This window comes from Pontiella agarivorans (genome assembly GCF_034531395.1).
Lineage (GTDB): Bacteria > Verrucomicrobiota > Kiritimatiellia > Kiritimatiellales > Pontiellaceae > Pontiella > Pontiella agarivorans.
Genome location: NZ_JARVCO010000002.1, coordinates 900996 through 923611 on the forward strand (window position 1 = coordinate 900996; position 22616 = coordinate 923611).

At 50.7% G+C, this 22616-nt stretch carries 12 protein-coding genes; all 12 read right to left on the reverse strand.

Annotated elements, in window-relative coordinates:
• Positions 1-4: 4 nt before the first annotated feature.
• Complete coding sequence (locus P9H32_RS03585; RefSeq protein ID WP_322607496.1) at positions 5-1114, reverse strand: hypothetical protein; 1110 nt, start codon at positions 1112-1114, stop codon at positions 5-7.
• A 546-nt stretch (positions 1115-1660) separates the two neighbouring features.
• Entirely contained in the window at positions 1661-3895 is a 2235-nt protein-coding gene (locus tag P9H32_RS03590) for a beta-galactosidase (RefSeq protein WP_322607497.1), read from the reverse strand.
• Between the two features lie 9 nt (positions 3896-3904).
• Positions 3905-5758 (reverse strand): hypothetical protein, encoded by a 1854-nt coding sequence (locus P9H32_RS03595; protein ID WP_322607498.1) that lies wholly within the window; start codon positions 5756-5758, stop codon positions 3905-3907.
• Positions 5759-5825: 67 nt separating this feature from the next.
• Complete coding sequence (locus tag P9H32_RS03600; protein ID WP_322607499.1) at positions 5826-7364, reverse strand: sulfatase family protein; 1539 nt, start codon at positions 7362-7364, stop codon at positions 5826-5828.
• A 106-nt stretch (positions 7365-7470) separates the two neighbouring features.
• Positions 7471-8955 (reverse strand): sulfatase family protein, encoded by a 1485-nt coding sequence (locus P9H32_RS03605; RefSeq protein ID WP_322607500.1) that lies wholly within the window; start codon positions 8953-8955, stop codon positions 7471-7473.
• Positions 8952-10271 carry a sulfatase-like hydrolase/transferase gene (locus tag P9H32_RS03610; protein WP_322607501.1) on the reverse strand — a complete coding sequence of 440 codons (1320 nt, stop codon included), beginning with the start codon at positions 10269-10271 and terminating at the stop codon, positions 8952-8954. Before P9H32_RS03610 ends, P9H32_RS03605 begins: the two co-directional genes overlap by 4 nt.
• 194 nt (positions 10272-10465) lie before the next feature.
• Positions 10466-13471, reverse strand: a complete 3006-nt coding sequence (locus tag P9H32_RS03615; protein WP_322607502.1) for a glycosyl hydrolase family 98 C-terminal domain-containing protein — start codon at positions 13469-13471, stop codon at positions 10466-10468.
• An 86-nt stretch (positions 13472-13557) separates the two neighbouring features.
• Entirely contained in the window at positions 13558-15081 is a 1524-nt protein-coding gene (locus P9H32_RS03620) for an alpha-L-fucosidase (RefSeq protein WP_322607503.1), read from the reverse strand.
• Positions 15082-15347: 266 nt separating this feature from the next.
• Complete coding sequence (locus tag P9H32_RS03625; RefSeq protein ID WP_322607504.1) at positions 15348-19385, reverse strand: PKD domain-containing protein; 4038 nt, start codon at positions 19383-19385, stop codon at positions 15348-15350.
• Positions 19386-19538: 153 nt separating this feature from the next.
• Positions 19539-20171 (reverse strand): response regulator transcription factor, encoded by a 633-nt coding sequence (locus P9H32_RS03630; protein ID WP_322607505.1) that lies wholly within the window; start codon positions 20169-20171, stop codon positions 19539-19541.
• Positions 20161-22230 (reverse strand): histidine kinase, encoded by a 2070-nt coding sequence (locus tag P9H32_RS03635; protein ID WP_322607506.1) that lies wholly within the window; start codon positions 22228-22230, stop codon positions 20161-20163. Before P9H32_RS03635 ends, P9H32_RS03630 begins: the two co-directional genes overlap by 11 nt.
• Positions 22231-22464: 234 nt before the next feature.
• The gene (locus P9H32_RS18140) at positions 22465-22575 is read right to left on the reverse strand and encodes an NPCBM/NEW2 domain-containing protein (RefSeq protein WP_431311691.1); all 111 of its coding nucleotides are present in this window, start codon (positions 22573-22575) and stop codon (positions 22465-22467) included.
• Between the last annotated feature and the right edge of the window lie 41 nt (positions 22576-22616).

Genomic DNA, 22616 nt, shown 5'->3' on the forward strand with positions numbered 1-22616 from the left:
CTCCTCAATAATCGCGGAATACAGGGCCGTTTGTAAGACAGAGCTCGCCGGGCGGAAGAAATTTATAAATTTCCTCCAGCTGATCCCGGGTGAATTCTTCGGTTTTGAACGCCGGCAGCAGCGGGCCGCCCCATTTGGTCTGCGGATACTCTACCCCCTCCACTTCCACCAGCAATGCTGCAGACATGATGCCGCCGCCCCACTCTCCGAAAAAGATTTCCATATCTTTCGGCTCACCGGCTTTCAGCTCAATCCAGTCACCGACGGCCAGGCCCATTCCGACACAGCCGTATTTTCCCGACTGCGAATCGGAAGATTGCCAGTAATCCAGCACGGCAAGGCGATTCTCCCAGCCGTTCAGCAGCACATGCTCGCCGTCAACCAGTACATCTATATAAGCATCACCAGACCCCCAGAAACGGAACTTGATATCTTCATGATAAACCAGCTTACCCTTGTAATTTACAAAGAAGCAGTCCCCTTCCTTATCCGGTTCGCCGAAAAGGCCGGGGGCCATACGCGACGGAACCTGAGGAACCACGAAATGGGTGGTATACAGCTTTTTCGCTGAACGGTAATAGGGGGCCAAAACCGATTTTTTAAATCCTTTCCGTGCATATTCCCGGACAATATCCAGAAACGGATCCGGATCCATCGAGGAAACTTTTCCCCCACGGCGATCGTATCTTAGATGAAAAATCTCACCCTCAAAGTCATTCCCAATAGCCTGCCCCGCTCCGAAGACACTGATCTCTTCCAGATTGGGGATAATTTCAAAACCACCGATCCCTTCGCCGATTCCGGCTCCGATCCCTGACATTTCCGGAAGCTGAATATCCGGCATGCTCGCTTTCTGGACCTTGGTTACGATTCGGGTAGTCGACCGCGGCTTAGACGATTTTTTCACCTTAACCTTTGGCTTTTTCAGCTTCATTTTCGGTCGATCAACCGGTTTCGGAGGAACAAATTTTTTCTCCTCCTTTTTCACGACATTAAAGACAACCAGCATGCCGGCCAAAGCAAAAGCCGCTGCATGAATAGCCATACTGATGACAAACCCGCTGGGGGCGCCTTTGACGACCTTCGGCCCTTTTGTTTTTTTTGATTTCCCCATCTTATTCCCCTCCTCTTACTCAGCCCGCTCCGAACACAGTCGGATGTAACTTTCCGAAGCGGTTAAATGATCGCCCCATGTTACAGCTCTCATAAAACACGAATACTGTACAAAAGCACGATTAAAAAATCACATTCGGCATTTTTTCAAAAGGGGCGGGCTTTCTTTTCTTTGTAAGACATAAAGGGCACTCATCGGGATTCTATTCATATTGAGCCTGAGCTCCCAACACACTGACTTTTACTCTGGATAGATGCATCTCTTTATTTTTCAGTGACAATTTCACTGAAAACCGGTTCCTTGCCCTGCTATATCCCCGCGGTTTCCATTAACCGCTCCCTCTTTCACTCCACTCCGTACGGCAGGATTTGTTGCGGTCATTTCCATAGGTTGGAAATTCAGAACGAACCGATGAGCATCGTGTTCTTCATCATTTTATCCTTAAGCTGTTCCAAACTGCCTGAATTCAGGCCGGCTCACCGGAGGTATCAGAAGGTTTTAGGTCAATGAATTGATGCCGCGTGTGCAGGTGCGTCAATTTATACGTTATTTGCTGAAACGCAGCGTGTAGATATTCCGGTTCAGTTCCCGTACTGAATCAATCAGATCGATATAGGGAGAGTCCGTCACGCTCACAAAACCACTGTTGTAGTTTTCGCCGTCAATGGCCCGTCCGGTGGTCGGAGAATCCACATACTGGAACCAGTGCGCCCCAACCAGACAGGGATCATGAATGACCGACATCATATAGTTTCGGTATTTCAATCCGCGGTCCTTTTGATTGGCTGCCGTACGGATACCGCCATGAAACATGCCCCGATCCGTCGCTCCGAAATGATATTCCCCGATCACACTCGGCCGGTCCATTTTTGCCAGCACCTTACGGAGCGAATCCGTCAGGCCTTCTTTATAAAGATTATAGCTGACCACATCGGTGTGCTTCACGGCGGCCTGCACGGCCTCCGGCGTCATCCCCCAATCCGCAAAGCGCGATCCGCAAAACAGATGATGCGGCATCAGCTGTTTCAGTTCGCGGTTTACAATACGGAAATATTCCTCGGCCAACGCTTCGGACAGCATGGAAAAATCGGAACGGCGTCCGCCTTCAAGTGTTCCGGCGTGTTCAAAGCCGGCCGCGAAGGAATCCCAGGATTCGGATTTCGCATCCCAGGCATGATTCAGCTCATCGATGGAGGTATATTTTGTTTTCAGCAGATCAACAAACGCGGCTTTCGCCGGACAGGATGCCGCATCACGGCCCAGCGTATGAATCACAATGCCGAAGCGGCTGGCGTCATTGTTTTCATTGCCCCAGCTCAGTTCATTTTCCACAAAAATTCCAATACACCACGGATCATCCTGAATCTGTCCGTCCAGCCTGGTCAGGCTGTTGCGCACACTTTGGGTAAATTCCGGATCAAATGGATCGTGCATCGGCGCCCAGTAATCATTTCCGGTCGAAACCCGTTTGTGGCCTCCTCCGATCCACGCATGCGCAAAATAAGGAACCCGTCGGTTGCCGAAAAACAGCGGATCGGTCCAGTTCCCGAAACAGGTAAATCCCCAATTCAGCATGCGGTCCAAAGTGACCGTTTTCCATTGCTCACGGTAATCGGAACCATATTTGCGCTGCAGGTTGGCGCCGTAGAACGAGAAGGTCTGACCGTGCTTCATCGGCCCGGTGTGCATCTGGCCGGCATAACCGTAATGATCAGAAAGCGGATCGTTCCGTTCCGGCAGCCAGGCAAACATATTCCGACGCAACGCCGAAGCCACAAACGCTCCTGCGCGGTCGGATGTATTCTCATAATCAACGCCTGTTACGGTATAGGTGTTGGACATCCGGCAATTAGCGATGCCGGCGGCAAAAAACAGATACCCATCCGGGTCAACCAGAGCCCATTTCCCACTCACTTTTTCGGTGCGGAAAAATCCGGTGGCCTCCAGCTTCGGCCCCTCCGCCCAGCCGCCAAACCGCGACCGACCCGTCATCCCTTTTTCGTTGGCCAGTGTGTTTATCTCTTTTTTGGAATTCTCCAGCAGTTCTTTTTCGGTGTGAATTTTGCCCGGCCAGTCCTCTCCGGTATACTGACCGAATTCATCCACCAGCGGATGAAGCACCGCTGCATTTCCATGCGGATTGGAAACGATACGCAGGTTATCGAAAACCAGAGTGCGCGGGTTCAAAATCCCCGTCTGGTAAAAGCCAACCTGCTTCAACGCCGCCGGATCCAGTATGCGCGCTCCCCAGGCATAGCGAAAGGGTTCGGGGTTTTCTGAACGGAGTTCTCCGGCCGCACGTGCAGGCCACCCGGTCATCCCCAGATCAAGCTCCGTATTCGGGCCCGCAATATCATAATAAAACGTACCCGATTCCCCAGCCGCAATATTGGCATGCGCCGTGACACTTTGATTCGTATCCGCGAGTGTCATAAAAAGCTGAACCGATTCACCGGAACGATTTTCGATATCTACCGCTAAAGCACAATCGCCCAAATCGCTTACATCCCAGGGTTCTTGCGGCTCAAAGACCACTTTTTTATACGTTGATTCAACCGGATAAACCACCTCCAGCGCCTGACGGCCCGTACCGGCACCTCTGCCCGACGTCAGTTCAAACGTGACCGCTTCGCCCTTTACCGATTCCGGCAACGTTTCATTTTCGAAATCCAGCAATACCCGCGTTTCTGTCATTTCCGCTGGAACGGCCTCGTGGTTTGCGCAACCGGTAACCAGAATGAACCCGGCGGCCACGGCTCCCTGAAAAAATAGTGCATTCATATTGGACCTTTATTTTTCGCTGAACCGATTCACCTGCAGAACCGCACAGGCCGCTCGTCCCCCGTCATCGGGATATACCAGATCGATCTCATTCACGGATTTAACAAAATCCATCGGAATCTGGAATTCCGTAACCCCGAAGAAATTACCGCGCTTCCCCTGATCCCCGGCCCAGTTATCCGGAATTTCAAGAGAATGCCCGTTAAATCTGACAGACTCCGGCATTACGCTTTTTTCACGCTTGCGGCCGACCGAAACCCGGAGAACAGCCGAACCCCTACCGGTCGGCACCCCTTCGATGACATAGCGGACCGGCTGGCCCGCATGAATCGGTTTCAGGTATTCTGTTGCATAGTGCCGAGTCTCTTTCACTTCTTCCGACGGAGCAATCGGCTCTTTCAGAAAAATACGCAACATCACGGTTTCCCCAAGCGCGAGCGAAAGTTCATCGGGAATTCTATCCACAAATTTATTAGCCAATACCGGCCCTTCCCCATCGGTGCGCAACGTACGCATCACCACGGTCCTCGGTTCCATTTCAGCCAGCCCGTCCAGCTTTACTATCTGCGCTTTCGTGTCGATATTCATCAGCACCACATTCAGTACGTTGCCATCGGCCAGCAACTGCACCCGGATATCCGGATTCGAACTGACGGCCCGGCGCCATTCGCCATTAAGGCCTTTCCAGAATTCATAATATTTCACCAGGTCGGTTTTCACAAAAAAACCGTCAGCCTGCCGGCGCCAGAGCAGAAACGGATTGGCATTGCCGGGTTCATAGTCGTCAACGAGATCATACGTCCACGTGGCTTTTCCCAGAAAATACGGCACCACTTTCAAGAGACGGTCCGGATGATCCATAAAGGTGATCAACTGCCCCATGGTCGAACGGATCATATGTGCGGAACGTGCTGAATCATAGGGCACCACATTCATGTTCCCGCGGGGAATTCCGCCGAACTCAGAAATCAGGATCGGCTTGGCCTTGCCGAATTTAATGAAGCTGTAGGAATCCACAATATCCATCACCGCTTCCGAATTACTGCCAACACGGCTCGACGGCGTGCCCTTCACATTCACCCCGTCATAAATGTGATACGACCAGAAATCCATATTATGCCCGGCAATATCCATAAACCGTTTCTGCTGAGAGTTCCAATGGTTGAAATCCCCGCCTTCCACATCGACCCAGGCGGCGCAGTACCCTCCGACCATCAGATCCGGAACGGTTTGATGCAGATGCTCCGCCACCACATTGTGCTGCTCTGAAAGGTCATCGATATGGTGGCCATTTCGTTTGCGATGAATAAACGGCTCATTCAGCACTTCCAGATATTTCGGCATGCCTTCGCCGTCAGGCCACATCGCCTTCAGCGTTGTTTCAATAAATTCAGCGGTTGTCTGATACGAGCGCGGTCCCCACGGCCGGAAATCATTCGTCGGCGTTCCGTGCATCCATTCCGGATGCATACAGAGCACGGTTTCCGCGGTATTCTCCGGCACCAACCGGAAATCCGACGTATTCGCCCGAAGCTCCGCCGCAAACGCCACCACATCAGCTTCATTGAATGTATCCGGATTATCCGGATCCGCCTCTGCATTTTGGGCAAACCAGGGAATCAGACCGCCGTCGCGCCCGTATTCCACCTCCAGGTCCTCTTCCAGATAGCGGACATCCTCGTCCGCAAAATCAATCGACCCGAACGTTTCATGAATCGTGATAAACTGTTTGCGGCTGAACTGCGTCACGCCACCGATATTGCGGATACAATCCGGATCAAGCGTGACCGTTACCGCAGCATCTTTTGCGAACGCCGAACCGGCGACCATCAAACCAATTAATACTGAATACAGGTTTTGCATATCTGTTCCCTTTCCAAAGAAGGAACAGAATGCATCGCCTTAAAAAATATTGATACTGTACTTATGTTCAATACGCCCGGCGTTCCGCCGGCACACTGCGGGATTCCGCTTTATACAGTTCCAACAGCGCCTTCATCTGCTGTACCCGCTCCGGATGTTCGGCATAAACATTTTTCCGCTGCCAAGGATCAACAGAGAGGTCATACAGCTCGCCCGGCTGGTTATGCGGAAGGTATCCGCGCTCTTTCTTATACCAATCCGGCTCATTGTCCCGGTCATTGCCATCCGGCGCATCAATGAAAACCCAATTTCCCACACGGATCGCAAATTCACCTTTCAGGCTGTGATGCACGGTTCCTGCACGCAGCGGTTTCCTGCGTTCCAATCCCTGGAAAATCGGCAGCAGACTGACGCCGTCTTCCGCCGCATTCTCCGGCAGCCTGAAATCAGCGATCTCCGCAAACGTCGGCATAAAGTCGGTCAGACAGACGGTTTCATTTGAAACCCGCCCCGGCGCAATGACGGCCGGCCACTGCACCAGTGTGGGCACATGATGTCCGCCTTCCCAGAGGTCACGTTTGACTCCCCGGAACGCCGCACTTGAATTATGTCCCGTTTTTCTGAACTGCTCATACGCATGATTCTCGACCCCGTTATCAGAAGAAAAAACAACGATCGTATTTTCATAGAAACCTTTATCCTTCAGCGCCTGCATGATTTGTCCGACATGATGATCAATCTGCATGCAGAAATCGCCGTAAGCACCGATTCCGCTCTTCCCCTGCCACGCTTTTGCCGGAACCACCGGATTGTGCGGTCCGGTTATCGGGAAATAGACAAAAAAGGGCGTAGTCCCATCCTGCTGCCGAATATAATTAAGCAGCCTGTCTGTCAGTTCCGGAATAACCTGTTCGGCTTCAAAATCCACGGTCGCCGGGCCCGGACGATGGAAGGCTTTGATGGCGGTGGGGGTTCCCGTAAAACGATCATTTTCTATGTAGACATAGGGCGGCATATCCAGCGATCCATTGATTCCGAAGAAATAATCAAACCCATTACTCGTCGGTGACCGCTCGATTTTTCCGGACCAATCCACATTGGTTTTCATTTCGCCGTCATCAGTAAATCGCTTCCCGTTACGATACGTCATCGTGCCGCCGCCTTTTTGCCCCGCCTTCTTGCCATCCGTTGTCGGGAAGTTCATACCCAGATGCCATTTCCCGATGCATGCGGTATTGTATCCCCGCGCCTTCAGAACCGACGCCATCGTTTCCCGCCCATCTTCAATCAGAGCCGGGCTGTAGCCGCCGAGCACCCCCCGTTTCATTTTAGAACGCCAGCAATACCGACCGGTCAGCACCGAATACCGACTGGGCGTACAGACTCCGGATGACGTATGTGCATCCGTTAACATCAGCCCGTGATCCGCCATGGCATCCAGATTCGGCGTTTTAAACTTGGCCTCCGGATTCATGCACGACACATCGCCGTATCCCATATCATCCGCCAGAATAAAAATAATATTCGGCCGCGCTCCGGCTGCCGCCACATGACACAAGCCTGCGATCACAATACCGAGGCCATACTTTTTCAGATAGTTACTCATCACCCATTTCCCTGTGTTATCGTTGGATAAAAATTGTTTATGGTCTGAACTCACGGAATGCCCCAAAACGCTTCAAGAAGTCCTCTCCAGGGATTCCGCGATTCTCTCACATCTTTTTCGGCATCGTGTTCGGCTTCGGTTTTTTGCGGTAATGACGCTGTTCGGTCAGTTGTTCATCCGCATAGCGTTCCATCTCACGAAGCAACACCTTTCGCAGCTCTTCCACCTTGCCGGCATATTCCGGATGATTCGCAAGGTCATTCATTTCATACGGATCGTTTTTCAGATTAAACAGCCGGTACAAAGGAATATCGGCGTAATAGATCAACTTAAAATCCCCCGCAATAACCGACCGCTGCACATCCTTATACGCAGTATAAATCGCTTCCCGCTCATGATATTCCTCTCCCTTCAGCAAAGGCAGAAAACTTTGGAATTCCACCTGTTCAGGTATTGGAATATCTGCAATATCCAGCGTGGTCGGCACAATATCCTGAATATAGATCCGCTCATCAAAACGTTTTCCTTTCGGAATCCCCGGACCCGACACAATCAATGGAGCACACAAACTGTGCTCATACATATTCTGTTTGGCCATCATTCCGTGATGTCCGCAGGCCAGCCCGTGATCCGCCGTAAAAATGATATAGGTATTATCCCGCATGCCGGTTTTATCCAGCTCTTCGAGAATCACACCTATCTGATCATCCATATGCGTAATCAAGGCATAATATTCCTGACGGTTTACTTTGATCGAATATTCCGTTCTCGGAAAAGGAGCCAATCGTTCACCTCGAATATCCCGGCTTTGAATCTCACGTGCATAGGGATATTCCGGAAGAAAGTTTTCCGGAACCCGGATCGATTCCAGCGGATAGCGGTCGATATATTCCTTCGGGGCCTGCTTGGGATCATGCGGGGCATTAAACGCGATATACGCAAAGAACGGTTTAGAGCGCTGCGGAGCTTTACGCAAATATGCCGTTGCCTCATCCCGCAGCACCTCGCTCCAGTGCTGACCGCCCTGCCAGAATCCGCCCTTGGATTTATCCCACGGATTCCAGTCCGAACAGCCCGGCTCCCAGTTGCGTTCATACCGTTCTTTGGTCTGATTCGGCATGCCGGGGCGCAGCGTTCCCGTTTCATCGAATACGTCTTCCGCTTCATGCAGAATCGTGTGCCATTTTCCGGCAAAGTACGTATGATATCCCGCAGCGGACAACCACTGACTCCACGTGCTTCCCGTATCCACTTCCGGCGGGGGATTCAGCCACGCTTTACTGCGTACTGCACGATCCAGTTTAAAGTTATGCCACATTGACCGGCCTGTATTAAACATAGCCCGGCTGGCCGCACACAGCGCACCGTCCCATCCGCCCATGTTATAGGCATGGTTAAACATAGCCCCTCCTTCAGCCAATCGGTCCAGATTGGGCGTCTGTACTTCCCCGTTCACACAGCCGAGCGCTTCATAACACTGGTCATCTGCGAGAATAAACAAAATATTCGGCTTGGTTGATCCCGTTGCCCAACCGGATAAACCGGCCACACTGAACACAACTCCCAGATAAATTTTTTCTTTCCAGCTCATAGAATCTTTTTCACTCCGTCAGTGACCTCATAATGCCAGCTTTTCAACTGCTTAAGCAGCTCCTCGACCTTTTCCGGATGCTCCGATGCAATGTTTAATTTTTCTGCGGGGTCGCTTTCCAAATCATACAATTCAGGATCTTCAAAACGTTTAGGTTTGGTGACCAGTTTATATCGGCCCTGACGCACCGCCATTCCCCGCCAGTTTGCCCAGAACATGGGACGCGATTCGAGCGAGGTTCCTTCCGTAATATGCGGCAGCAGATTGACTCCATCCCGTGTAACGCCCTCCGGCAATGGTGCATTTGCAAGATCAGCAATCGTTGGGAACAGATCAGCACCCATCACGATTTCATCCGAAATACGGCCCGCTTCAATCGTGCCCGGCCAGTAGGCAATGCCCGGAACACGATGTCCCCCTTCCCACACATGACTTTTCTTACCACGCAGTCCGCCGGCCGACCCCAGTCCCGCCGGTCCGTTGTCCGAACAGAAAAAGATAAGTGTTTTTTCGCTGAGCCCGCAATCTTCCAGAGTCTGGACAATGCGCCCGATGTCATCATCCATCACTTCAATCATTTCTTTATACGTTTCCGGCGTTCCCTTTGGCGAACCCACGAGCCCTTTACCCGGCACATATTGAACAGGATCATTTCGCCCCTGATACGGGTAGTGCGGGGCCTCATGCGTTAAAAAAAGTAAAAAGGGCTGGTTTTGGTTCCGCTCAATAAATTCAATGCCGTGCTTCGTTATGAGATCGGTTGTGTACCCCTCTTCCGGACAGAGCTGATCCTGTTTCCACCAGTCCTCCTCACCCACCTGATCCAGGTGGGCATGAAAATCCACATTGCCAGCAACAAACCCGATATATTCATCAAATCCCTGATGCACCGGATTATACTTCGGCTGATAGCCCAGATGCCACTTTCCAAACAGGGCGGTTCTGTAACCTGCAGACTTCACCACTTCTGCAATCGTTGTTTCCTCCAGTGCCAAACCTGCATGGCGGTGTTTATGTGCCGTAATCACACTGGTCACGCCTGTACGATGTGGATAACGTCCCGTCATTAACGATGCGCGCGTGGGACTGCAGACCGCCCCGTTGGAATGAAAATCCGTAAACCGCAACCCGTTTGCCGCAAGCGCATCGATATGCGGTGTTTTGATCGTCTCACTGCCATAACAGCCAATATCCCCATAACCCAGATCATCCGCCACGATCACAACAATATTCGGTTGCTCGACGGCATGGCTTTGCATGCAAAGTGCACCCCACACCACAAGTCCGTAATACACGATCGATTTATTTATGGTCATATCTATCCTCTAACTCATTGTCATGCATATGATCACCGCAACACCCCAGCAGGAACGACGGCATCAATGGTGAACAAACTATCAACAATAATCCACAGGACAACCTATCATATGATAGCCGAAAGCAACGTGCGATGTGACATCGGTTTCAGAAGAGAAAAACAGCTTTCGGCGAATAACCGACCGGCATATGGTTATTCAACCACTGACTCTTTCTCTCTTAACCTAATCCGATAGAACCGGGTTTCATAGGCGGGAACATTGGTATCCACAAACGTGAAAAAATCCGTATTCATCACGGTTTCCACGGTGTTCCAACCATTGGAAGCCAGATCCTCCGACGCCTGAATATCATTTTCAAAATCGGCAGAAGTTAAGACATCAAAGGCATAAAATCCTTCGGCAGTCAGGCCCATGTTGGTAATCGCAACCGGCAGCGGCAGATCCACCCGAATGTTCACGGCATAATTTATGTGCGATAGCGTAAAGGTCAGCTCGGTCCCGTTCCACACCTTGGAAAGCAGGGCCGAAGCGGGCTCAACAGTCAGCATTGGCTCAGATGCTGAATCACAGAGCAAAGTAAGTGTTGTGGGTTCATTCGTAACAGACGTGTTTGCATGAAGAATCAGGGAGTGCCCTAAATTGGCCCGGCGTCCCAGAATATGCTTAAAGGGCCGAATGGTTCCTGAAAGGCGGGTTATCGTCCCGCCCTCCATGTTAATAGAAAAATCCTGCGTAACATCCTGATTCTCCTTGCTGTTCATGATGGAAAATTTATCGCCCACCAAATTTACCCACGCATCGCCCGTGTAACGCAGCGGGTAATACGCATTGAACAATGCCGTCACCTCCACTGCATTCGTAAGTGAGGCCACATCAACCACCACAAGGTCAGTCGTGTTTGAAAGAGTCTGCACCGGATCCGGCAGAATCGGAATAAACGGATACCGTCCGGTCTGCGGAATGATGTCCCACATCTCTCCGCCCATATGATCATCGGGAGCAGAATCTTCAACCCCGAACGTTCCTTTATACAGCGCATCATACTTCCGATACGTAACAGGGCTGGGTACCCCGTTCATGGGTTCATCATTCGGTCCGGGACGTACTGCAATTTTCAACTCGCCAAGAACCTCTTCCTTCGTCGGAATAAGCGCGCCCGAACTTAGCGCCCGAATGAACGGGATAATGATGTTATCCAAAACCGGCGTCTTTTGTCCTTTCCGATCCCACAGGGCCGTGAAGGGCTCCGAAGAATCCGGATCGTATTCATTCATCGTCGTATTTCCCTGCCCGCTGATAAAGTAAACAGAAGCCCCCTGCGCCGTCCCTAACATCAGCATATTATTCCAGAAACTCGGCGGCATGTATTTGAAATCGCCTTCATCATATCCAAGCGGCGGATCAAACGGCTGATTGAATCCCACATCGCGCCAGAACCACGATTCCGCCCAATAGCCCAGATGATCAAACAAACCGGCCAACCAGGCCCCCTGTGTGGCGCCGGACATCTGATAAGCATCCCACGTAATATTACTTTTAGGTGCAAAGACCAGCCACGCCTTATGTTCCCGCAGAAAATCAGGATCCATCCAGGTTTGGTCATGAGTCCCCCGTCCAAACCGTTCATCCTTCGCAAAATAACGATCCCAACGCCAGGATGCCATCCAGTTGCCATCGGCCATCATGTAATATTTTCCATATTTGGCGCAGAGCTGAATAACCCGGTTCATATACCGGATGATTTCTGCAGCATTCTCCTTCCATTGAACCTTGCTGTAGACCCAGAAACTTTCTCCGATAATTATCCCCTGAACATTCGGCACATGCTGAAACACCCATTCCAGTTCTGTCAGCGGTTCCCAGCTTTGGAACGGATTCGGACCGGCTGCCATGATCATGAAATTCATCCCCGATTCTTTTACGCGGCCATAGGCCTCCAGCCAGGTTTCATGATCGAACGCTTTCCCCCGATTAAATGAAATACAGGTATACGGTTTGATGTCCGCCGGTATATGTCCCCAGTAATCAGCCCAGTAATTTTCAGTCAGCTCCGCATCCGTTGCCCAAACCTCCAGAGAAAAAAGTGGATTCTCCGGCGAAATCGCCCGCTCGGGCAGGCGTTTACTGTGATCTTCATTCAGCACGACACTCCGCACTGCGGACCATGGACCGTGCGCAACGTTATTGGTGTCAAAAGGGCGGACCCGCCAATAATATTCATCCGCCGGCAGCACTGTTTCCGGCAGATATCCCACCTGCTGATAGTCATTCCAGAAAGCCTTCCCATCTGCCTGCGGATCATCACCGGGAAGGGCAAAAACAAGCTCATCAATCAGTAGCGTTGAAAAGCCGGCATCGGAACTGACCTGCAGATGATAAGCATCCTCTCCTGACAACCGCCACCAACGGAATGATAAAGCAATATCGGTCACCTCCATGGCATCAAGCGGTGAAATTAATTCGATCTGATCACTCTCCCAGGTTATTTCATTTAAAATAAAATTTTCCACCTCTGCTGAATTTTCGTCCCCTGATTCAACATAAAATCCGCCGCCGGTAACGGCCGATAAATCAGGTGAAATGCTTACAAGCGATGCCGGATCGGCAATGGCGGTTTTTACGCGGGAGACTCCGTTCGAAGACGTATTCATATAGGCTTCAGCCGAAGCATCCACCCGCAACCAGCTTAGGTCTGCAACGTTAATCGAATGTATTCCCGAAGAAACCGACGTTGTGGTCGCTGAAAGAAACCACTGGCCGGCATCATCCCGAACCAGCCAGCGTAAGGATTGCCCGGACGCGGCGCGCTGCACATTCACACGAATACGCGATAAGCTGATCGCTGCATCCGGAACCGTTCCCCCTGACGCATCAAAAAGCGTATACGCATAAGTTCCCCGATAATTGGCTGAACTCGTTGCGTCGTCCCCGCCACTGCCGACGGCATAAAGTTCCATTCGGTGATTATTACCCGAAATTAAAATACTGCCCTGCCACGCACTGACCGATGCATGCGTATAGCCCCCCCAAATAAACCCCGATCCCTCGGATGGCGCGGCCATGCGTGAAGCCGTTTCAATTTGATCATCGCAAACCGTAACCTTGGTCGATTCCGGTGTAACGAAGGCTTCATTCAATGAGACCGCATCAGCGACAAAAACCCATGCACTCGCAAAAACTATAATCCATTTTCCCATTGCATCCTCTTTTTAACGGCTGGATTTACGGTATCAACGGTTCCGCCTTACGAGCAGTGTGCTCCATAGGCGGAACACGGATTCTTCTAGTTCCAGTGTGTGAAAAGATACGGTTTCAGATCAAAGTCCTTTCCAAACTCAACAATGATCACATCCGTGACCTTCCCCGCTTTTAATTTTTCAGGAACCGTTAATTTTAAAACACCGTTTTTATATTCAAACGGCAGTTTGTCGCCGGTTCGCATCAGCGTAACAGCAACCGGTTTGCCCGCCCCGTTGAAAACGATGGGGTTGCTTTTCGTGGCTTCATGTTTAAAGGCATGAAAAAACCATACATTGTCGCGGCAGGTGATCGGCACGTTGCACTGTTCCGGCCAGGGGCCGCCCCCGTTGATGCCGAAAACAGAATTGCTGTTCGTTTCCATCCATTCCGCCATGTCATCAAATAAACGATAGGCCTGCTCCTGAAATTGACCATCCGGACGCGGGCCGATATTGGCCAGAAAGTTTCCGCCCATGCAACGCGCCTTCGCGAGCTCCATCAGCACTTTATCGGACGGGTACACCTCTTCACTTTTATATTTATCGTAATGCCACGAGCCTTTCGTGATGATGCTGTTAACTTCCCACCACCAACCATTGGCCAGCACCGGCTTGATGTATTCCGGCTTGGCCATACCAAACCCTTCCGCCGTGGCATGGTCGCCACCGCCCGAATCGCGATTATTACAGACAATTCCGGGACGCAGTTTGCGAATTTCCTCCATAGGCAATCCATGTCCGCCGTCGCCCCACCAAATATCCGGATCAAATTTGGCAATCAGTTCTTTCACCTGTGCCGCATTATATTCCTGGTATGCAGGCCACATGCTTTTCGGCTGTTTCGGAAGCGTAGAAACAAATTCGCCCTTGTAGTTCATTTTTTTATTCGGATCAAAACTGAAATTCATGTAGTCGCGAATGAAATACCAGTCCATACCGGAATAGTAGAACCCGACCTTTAAATTATTATTTCGGCAGGCTTCCACAAACGGAGCCACCAGATCGCGCCCGTTCAGATACTGCCGCACGCCCATCAAAGCCCAATCAGAATCCCACAGCGCATAACCGTCATGATGCTTTGTGGTCAAAACGGCATATTTAAATCCGGCCTTTGCCGCTGCGGACATCCATTTTTCAGGATCATACTTTGTGGGATTAAAGGTTTTGGCGGCATCCCAGATTTTCTGTTCAGGATAAAACTGGCCCTTCCTCGCTCGCTCCGGCGTCCACCGTCCAGCCCAGGCTTCACCGCTCGGCTCAAATTCACTGACAATGCCCCAGTGCATAAAAATACCGAGTCCGGCTTGCGGCCACCACTGCGCATCCGGATGAGTCGTATGCGGCTTCTTTACCTGTAATTTCCCATTCTTACTCTTGTTCCACATCGGCCAGTAATAAAACTTTTTACCGTCCCGCTCTTCGATCCGAGGAACGATTTTTTCCGTGCTGTCCGAGTCGCTGTATGCAGCGGCACTGCCATCCACATCCTGTTGCCCTGAAGGGTTCCCGAAGGAAGTCAGGCTCATCAACGTACAGACTGAAATAGATATAATCTGTTTGGTTTTCATAATTCCCTTATTGATCATCGTTTCATTCTAAAACCGGCACGATCTCATACCTCTGCCAAATGCCAGCTAAAGAATAGAAATATAGCGAAAGAGCACGCTCGACAACCTATCAAATGATAGACGGCACACTGTCGGGTTTAACGGAAGCCATATAGTGCAAGACGTCGACTTTTCCTGCGGGGAGGCTATAAAAAAGCTCCTCCGGAATACCGGAGAAGCTTACCAACAACACATGGGTTTCGCGCCAGATTATCTGGCTCAATACCTCATTCCGCCTCCAGCTGCTCAACCAACAGTCGGATGAATTTATTGCTTCCAACCATTGGAAACGTATTCGTGACCGATTCAAACCCGTTTATTTCTTCTCCAACGGAAACCGAATAACCGGTGTTGACCCAATTCGTAGACAGCATGCTGTCGCTCACCTCAAGATGGTAAAGGATTCCGCTGTCCGGATCAGCGAGGCGAACATATACATACTTAAACGCATTGCTGCCCCCCTGATTGTCCACCAGGTGCACCGGAGCAGTTCCTGCATCCCCGGCGTCCGCCGGATTTCCTCCGAAGGCATATTCATGAAGATTTACAATGCCGTCCGAATCATCATCATCCAGCACCCCGCCGGAAAGGCCATGCTCTTCCGCGAATTTTTCAAATCCGGTTTTTTCAACAATGCTTCCGCCAACCGGGCCGATTTCAAATTTCAGATTATCAAAGTAAACATATTCCGATACCGCCGTACCGTTCTGATCGAACCCAATGAACGGCCTGCAGCTGGTTGGAATTCCAACTGAAACAGGAAATGTTCCACTGTATTCAATATGGTGAACTCCGGCAGACAACACCGCAAATGCCGCATCCGCGGTATCATTGATATTGTTCCAGCGGAACTGAACATCCCCGACAGCTTTTGCTAAATCCGCAGGAATATAAATATCGAAGGACAGTGTATACTCATCGCCGGCCTGAATATTGTAGGATGACAGATCAACCGGATTAGCGGATGGCCGTATGGCGGAATAAGCATTATCCGCAGTGCTTATCACGAATACATTCCCGGAGGCCGTGCTGAATCCGGCAGGAGCAGCCACCACCTCACCACTTAAGGTATTCGCGGTCTGCACCGCTGTGCCGGCCAGCGTCTGATTATTGCCGGAAGTGGTTCCTGCCGCAATGGTATCGAAATCCTCTTCCCACAACACAGTCTGTTCCAGCGGCGGAGGGCCATCCAGCACGACAACCGTTAATTCAGCAGCATCCGTTTCTCCTGCGGGATCTTCAACATGAACACTGAAAGTATTGGTCCCGATATCGGATTCTCCCGGAGTTCCGGAAAGCGTTCCATCGGCTGCAACTCCCAACCATGCTGGCCCGCTGGTTTTTGAAAAAACCAGAGCATCACCATTCGGATCGGATGCATGATCCGCAAGTGTTCCAACGTAGGAATATCCCTGCTGCACCGAACCGCCATTGATCGGATCGGATGCAAATTCAGGTGCCACATTCGGTGCCCAGATTTTAAAATCAAGATTATCCATATAGACATAGTCAGCAAGCTCGGCTCCATCCTGATGAAACCAGATGAAAGGTTGAACACTGGTGGGATTGAAGTCGCTTCCGCCGGTATTTACCGGAAAGGTTCCGGTGTATTCGATATGATGAACCCCGGCACTTAACGTGGCAAAATCAGAAACCGTCGGCCCGTTGCCTGTATTCGAATCATCTTTCCAGCGAAAGTTTACCCCGCCGACAGATACTGCCAGATTGGTTGGGATATAAATATCAAACGAAATTGAATAGTGATCGCCATCCCGGAAATAATACGAACTCAGATCAATTGCAATGGGTGCTCGAATAGCGGAATATTTATTAGCACCCGTTGAAAGAAGAACCACATTCCCCGATGCACTGGTAAAGGCGGCCGGCGCTTCCACCACTTTGGCAGAAAGAGTGTTCGCGGCTTCAACCACCGTTCCCGCCAGACTTGAACTGCCAGTGGTGGCGCCCTCGAAATCTTCTTTCAAAAGCGAGGTCGTCGGAATAATCGGCGGCTCGTTCTCTACAATAACCGAAACCTCATCAATTACGATATTCGCTTCATCGTCCATGGCGGTAAGACGGAAAACATAGGTTCCTTCAATAAGATTTGAAGCGCTCAGCGTTACCGTGTTTGTGCCCGATAATATGGCCGTATTTGGTCCCGAAACCTGCACCCATTCTGTGGATACCACAGCGCTGTCATCCGAAGCAGCACCTTGAATCACAGCAGATACCGGAGGAAAATATAGTGCCAGATCTGGACCTGCAGAAACGGAAAGGCCTGTACCCGTTCCATTGGCAGCCAAACTGAGCGTGCGCCAGCGCCCCCGTGCCCAGGCAAACCCATCGCCCTCAGCAACAAGACCATTGGAATCCGTTTTGGACTGCACCGCAATCGTATCTCCCTCCGAAACAAGAATGTTCCGGAAACTGTGATTCTGTTCCTCATAATCGACCGTAGCGGGGCTGTTGGTGGCCGTCCCTTTTACCACACCATTCACGAGAAACTGATAGACACATTCGCCATCAAGTTCCTGCAACGCGGTAATGGTGACATCATAAACACCTGTAGAACCACTGAAGGTGGTCTCTGCGCGGGCAAACTTATCGCGGTTGCTTACCGTTGCGGCATTAATGGCCAGCGCATTATTTCCATTATCTTTATAGTAATTCACTTCTCCGGCAGTAATTACCGGAAAATCGTTTACTGCCTCATAAACGTAAGATTCCGTCGAAATACGCTCCGATTCCGGTGCATTCTGAGCCGTCGTACCGTTTGCGGAGCTGTGATACAGAATAAACCGGTCGATGGCATGCCCCTTGGATCGGCCCGCAATTTTGATCTCATGGATTCCGGGTTCATAGTGAACTTTCGGATTCGTTACAAATACGCCATGAACCGGTTCAAAATTAGTCCCCCACGACCACGCGGTCTGACTTTGCACCCAGACCTTGGTGAATTTGGTCATCGTCTGAGTACTGCCATCGTTCGCCGTCATCTGCAACGGAGTCCCCGTCTCAAACTTTACGTACGTATCATTCCCCTGATCGCCTGCACTGACTGCGTCGTATTGTTTGGAGCGCCAGCGGAAGGTGTAGTCCCCGGCCGTCTTAATTTCGAATTGGAAGGTTGAAATACCGTTCGCCAGCGCATCGTCTAATGTCGTACTGAATTTTTGAGCGCCGTTCCATTCGATCCATCCATCGCCCATACTCCCGGCCATCGTAGGATCATCGAGGTAGGTGCTAGGCTGAACAACCCAGTCTTCATGCAGTTCGCCGTGTTCCGGTTCAATGACCACCATACCGCCATTTTCAATCCAGACTCCATCGGTCGCTGTTTCCTCTCCCCCCGCACCATAATCGCGCGCCGGGTAATCGGGTTCGGGATTCGGGTTCGGAAGGTTGGTCACAAATTTCGCCCAAAATTCAGCAATGGTATCGCAATCTGTCGGAGACCCGAAAATCCAATGTACTTCGACCGCATCAGAAAAATCGACGCCACCGGTGGAGATGGAAGAGTGCGAAGGATAATAGTTTTCATCTGCAATCACCCAATCCGCCTCAAGCCAATACGCCTTTGCTTTTTTATTCTGAGAAGTCATTGCATCCTGCTGGAAACTGGTATTCGTGGATCGATAGCTCGGCGTGGCCGGAGCACTGGGATCGCGGGCCGTAGAAGTTCCGTTTCCATCGTTAATCGTCTTATAATCACACTTCGACTTCACATAAGCCAAATCAGCCGGCGTGGTCTGCTCTTCATTCCAATCGCTATGCTGAACTACAATCACATTGGATTTGATCGTCGCTTCTGGAATTCCATCCGCGATTAATGCAGCAACCCAGTCTGCGGTAATATCAGACTGTCCGGCCTCGGCCACCCAGGCTTTCCCCCCGGCTTCAAGAACCGGCTTCACTTTCGCCGCAATTTTAGCAACAGCCCCGTTCCAGTCCGGATCCTGCGGAGAGGCATTCACCCACTTCTGATCCTCCAGTCCAAAGACCAATTTGAAAAACTGAGGTGAATCGATAAAGTTATTATCATTTTGAATACCGTAAGCACCATGGACCGCAAAATAGTTCACATTGCTATAATCCTCATGGGCCAGCATACACCCCAGCGCCGCAATCGAATGAATGTCATCGGGATCGTGATTGCTGTCGTACTGCGGAATTAAAATATCTGTCGCCGCATTAAAAAAGCCCAGACTGTTGAGTGCAGACATGATGATGGCACACATGATTGGCACAACGATCTTCCTCATAGGGGTTCCCTCCTGTTATTACTTACTTATCAGCAAAAGCGCTCAGTTTTATGAGCGTTAACAGTTAGAAAGATATCAGAAAGAAAAATCACATCTACCAATCAAAAGATAGTGACTAATCGGTTTAAAAAAGGTGAAGCAGAAAAATGCACCTTATTCTTCCAGCCGGATTAAACCGCGCTGACAGGCAATAATAACGGCTTGCGTTCGATCTGCCGCACCCAGTTTTTCACGAAGATTTACGATATGAAATTTGACCATCGCCGCAGAAATTCCGAGCTCATCCACAATCTCTTTATTGCACAATCCCCGGCCCAACAACCGAAGCACCGCCATTTCCGCGCCGGACAATTCCGGCTGATTCCGTCGCGTTTCTATCTTGCGTGCAATTGCGGCCGGGAAAAAAGTCCCCCCCGCCGCCACCTCATGAATGGCCTCAAGCACATCTTCAATTTCGCCGGCTTTTTTAGTGAGATATCCTTTCACGCCAGCCTGTACAGCGCTCCATACATCTTCCTCCGACTCAAAAACGGAGAGCAGAATAATGCGCGCATCCGGGAATTCCCTGATAATTTTCGCCGTGGTTTCCACTCCGCTCCAACCCGGCATATCATAATCCATGGTTACGACATCCGGCTGCAGGGTGCGATACCGCTCCAATGCTTCTTCCCCGTTTTCCGCCGATCCCACCGGCTCCAGTTCCGGATCCACAGAAATCACCTGCTGAAGTCCCATTAACATCACGGCATTGTCATCGGTCATCAAGACCCGGACTTTATGATCCATCCCTGTCTGCTCCATCTGAAATCAATAATCTCACACAAACTTCTGTTCCGCGGCCGGGCTCACTGATCAATTCAAATGACCCCCCGATTTTTTTGCAACGCTCCTTCATTCCGCGAACACCGAAATGCCCCGCCGGCGGCAATACGTTTGCATCAAATCCACAACCATCATCCCGCAAAAAAAACGTCACCGCATCCTCTTCATAGGACAGTTTCGCATGAATGAATTCCGGTGAAGCATGACGGACCGCATTTGTCGCCGCCTCTTTTGCAATCAACAGAAGGTTTCGTTCAACCCGTTGCTCTAACGGCCTGACTTTCCCCGTAACAGTAAGATTCAACAAAGCTCCGCACTCTTCGGCCAAAGGCTGCAGAACTTCCCTGAATGCCTCAGGCAAATTCATTCGTTCCAGCAGACCGCCACGCAGATCCATAATGGAATTTCGCGCCTCCGCACTACAATAGCTAAGCGTCTGCTGCATCACCGAAAGAGATTGATCAAACCGCTTTTCATCACTCGCCGCCGCAACGCGTTCCGTTTCAAGTTCTCCCGAAAACGGCAAGGACTCTTCCCTCACTGAAGCCATCATTTTATCCAGCCATTTCATTCTCCGATTTGCGGAAAATTCAACCAGTTTCCGGCATCCTTTAATCTGCAAAGCAATGCCGGCCAGTCCCTGTGCCAGATTATCATGCAACTCGCGAGCAATGCGCTGTCGCTCATCATGAACTACTTCCTGAGCTATTTTTTGCTGAATGATGCCCGTCTGCTTTGCAACAGTCTTTCTCAAGAGAAGTCCCCAAAGCACCGCCAACAACAAACCGCCCATCAACATACTTAACACCCAGCGCAAACGCGTTGTTGTCCACCAGGGGGCCGGCTGAAGCAATTCCACATCATTCCCGCTGCGCAATAACATCCAGAAGCTTTGGAAATCAATCACTTCTCGACGCTCCGGATTCAGCTTCAGCTGACAAATTCCCGTCAAACGCAATCGGGAGCCTGGTTCCATATCCACTAAATCAGTTCCGGCCGGGAGGCGCGCTTCAAACAGATAATCTTCATTCCGGCAAAGCAGGTTTATCCGATCTACAGCAGAGGCATCCTCCGAGGCCAGGCCGAATGACTTTCCGAGGTCGACCAGGGTAACATCCAGCGTCACTAATTCATTGTTTAACGGCGCGCTTAACGGCCCCTGCGGATTGATCGCTATGGCCCCCGGGGCTCCCTTGTGCTCAATTACCTTAACAGCTGTTCCTCTAAGTCCCGGACTGATCCGCTGCGGCCAGACAAATCCTTCAATCTCAACGTAATCCCCCACATGAATGCTCCGGCTGTCCAACACCTGCACCTTTAGCGCCGTTTTTTCGCCACGCAGATAAAGCTCGCCGTTTTCCGCATAGGTCACCCAGCCAACAGTTTTAACTTTTTTAGAATAATCTGAGCCTGCCCGTTGAAGTTCATGAATGGCCAGAGGAATAGCCGGTTGCTCAAATGCATCCGGATCTGTTGGAACAATCGAAGAAAAATCGCTGGTGAAAAACTTACGTTTGACCATCTGTCGTTCTGAATTAAACAACATGCCGGCGACCGCATTCAACTGTACCTTGTTGTACATCAATCCGGAAAGATACTCGACCGCTCCGGCATGATTAACGACCTCCACTTCCGCTTCATACCCCGCAATCTCCATACCCAGAAAAATGGCATTATACTGAGCATCAACCTCCATAGAGACCAGCCGCCCCTGAATCATTACCCAGTCACAGTCAACCGTTGCCAACTCCATCTCATTCAGCTGAAATGCACTGGCCGCAGGAAGAGGACGGTTTCCGATGCGCTCAAGGGATTTTATGACAACATGATGACTGAATCCCCCCGTTTCGGCCGTGCCCCGAACACGTACCCAGTCACCGATACGGATATCCTGGAGAAACGACTCCATATTCCGTGTTTCCAGATAGATCCCCTGCGTTCCATCGAAGATATATGCACCATACATTTTCGGATGCAACGACAGAACCTGCCCGTCAAAATCAACAGGACATTCGTCTTCCATTTCCTCCAAAGGAAGCTTTCGAATCGATGATATTGAGTTTAAAACCGGAGGGATTGCTGCCGGGTTAACGCTTCCCCAAACCGACAACGCCATGACCAAAACAGAACACGCCGTAATATTTTTCAGCAATAACATGATTAGGAGCATACAACAAAACCGCGCCCTGCAGTCAAAAAAAGAACTCCTGGAACACAACCAATTCCGTCAACCGGTTTCCTGAGAAACCGATACGCCTTATTTCTTTATGAATCCGGCGTTTACCCAATTTGCAAAATCACCTGTATTGCCATCTCCGGCGGTGGTGACGACCAGGCGGACCTCACGTTGGCGTTCGGACAGTTCCACATCAAAACACCAGGTGCGGAGGGTATCCCTGCAGAGTTTGG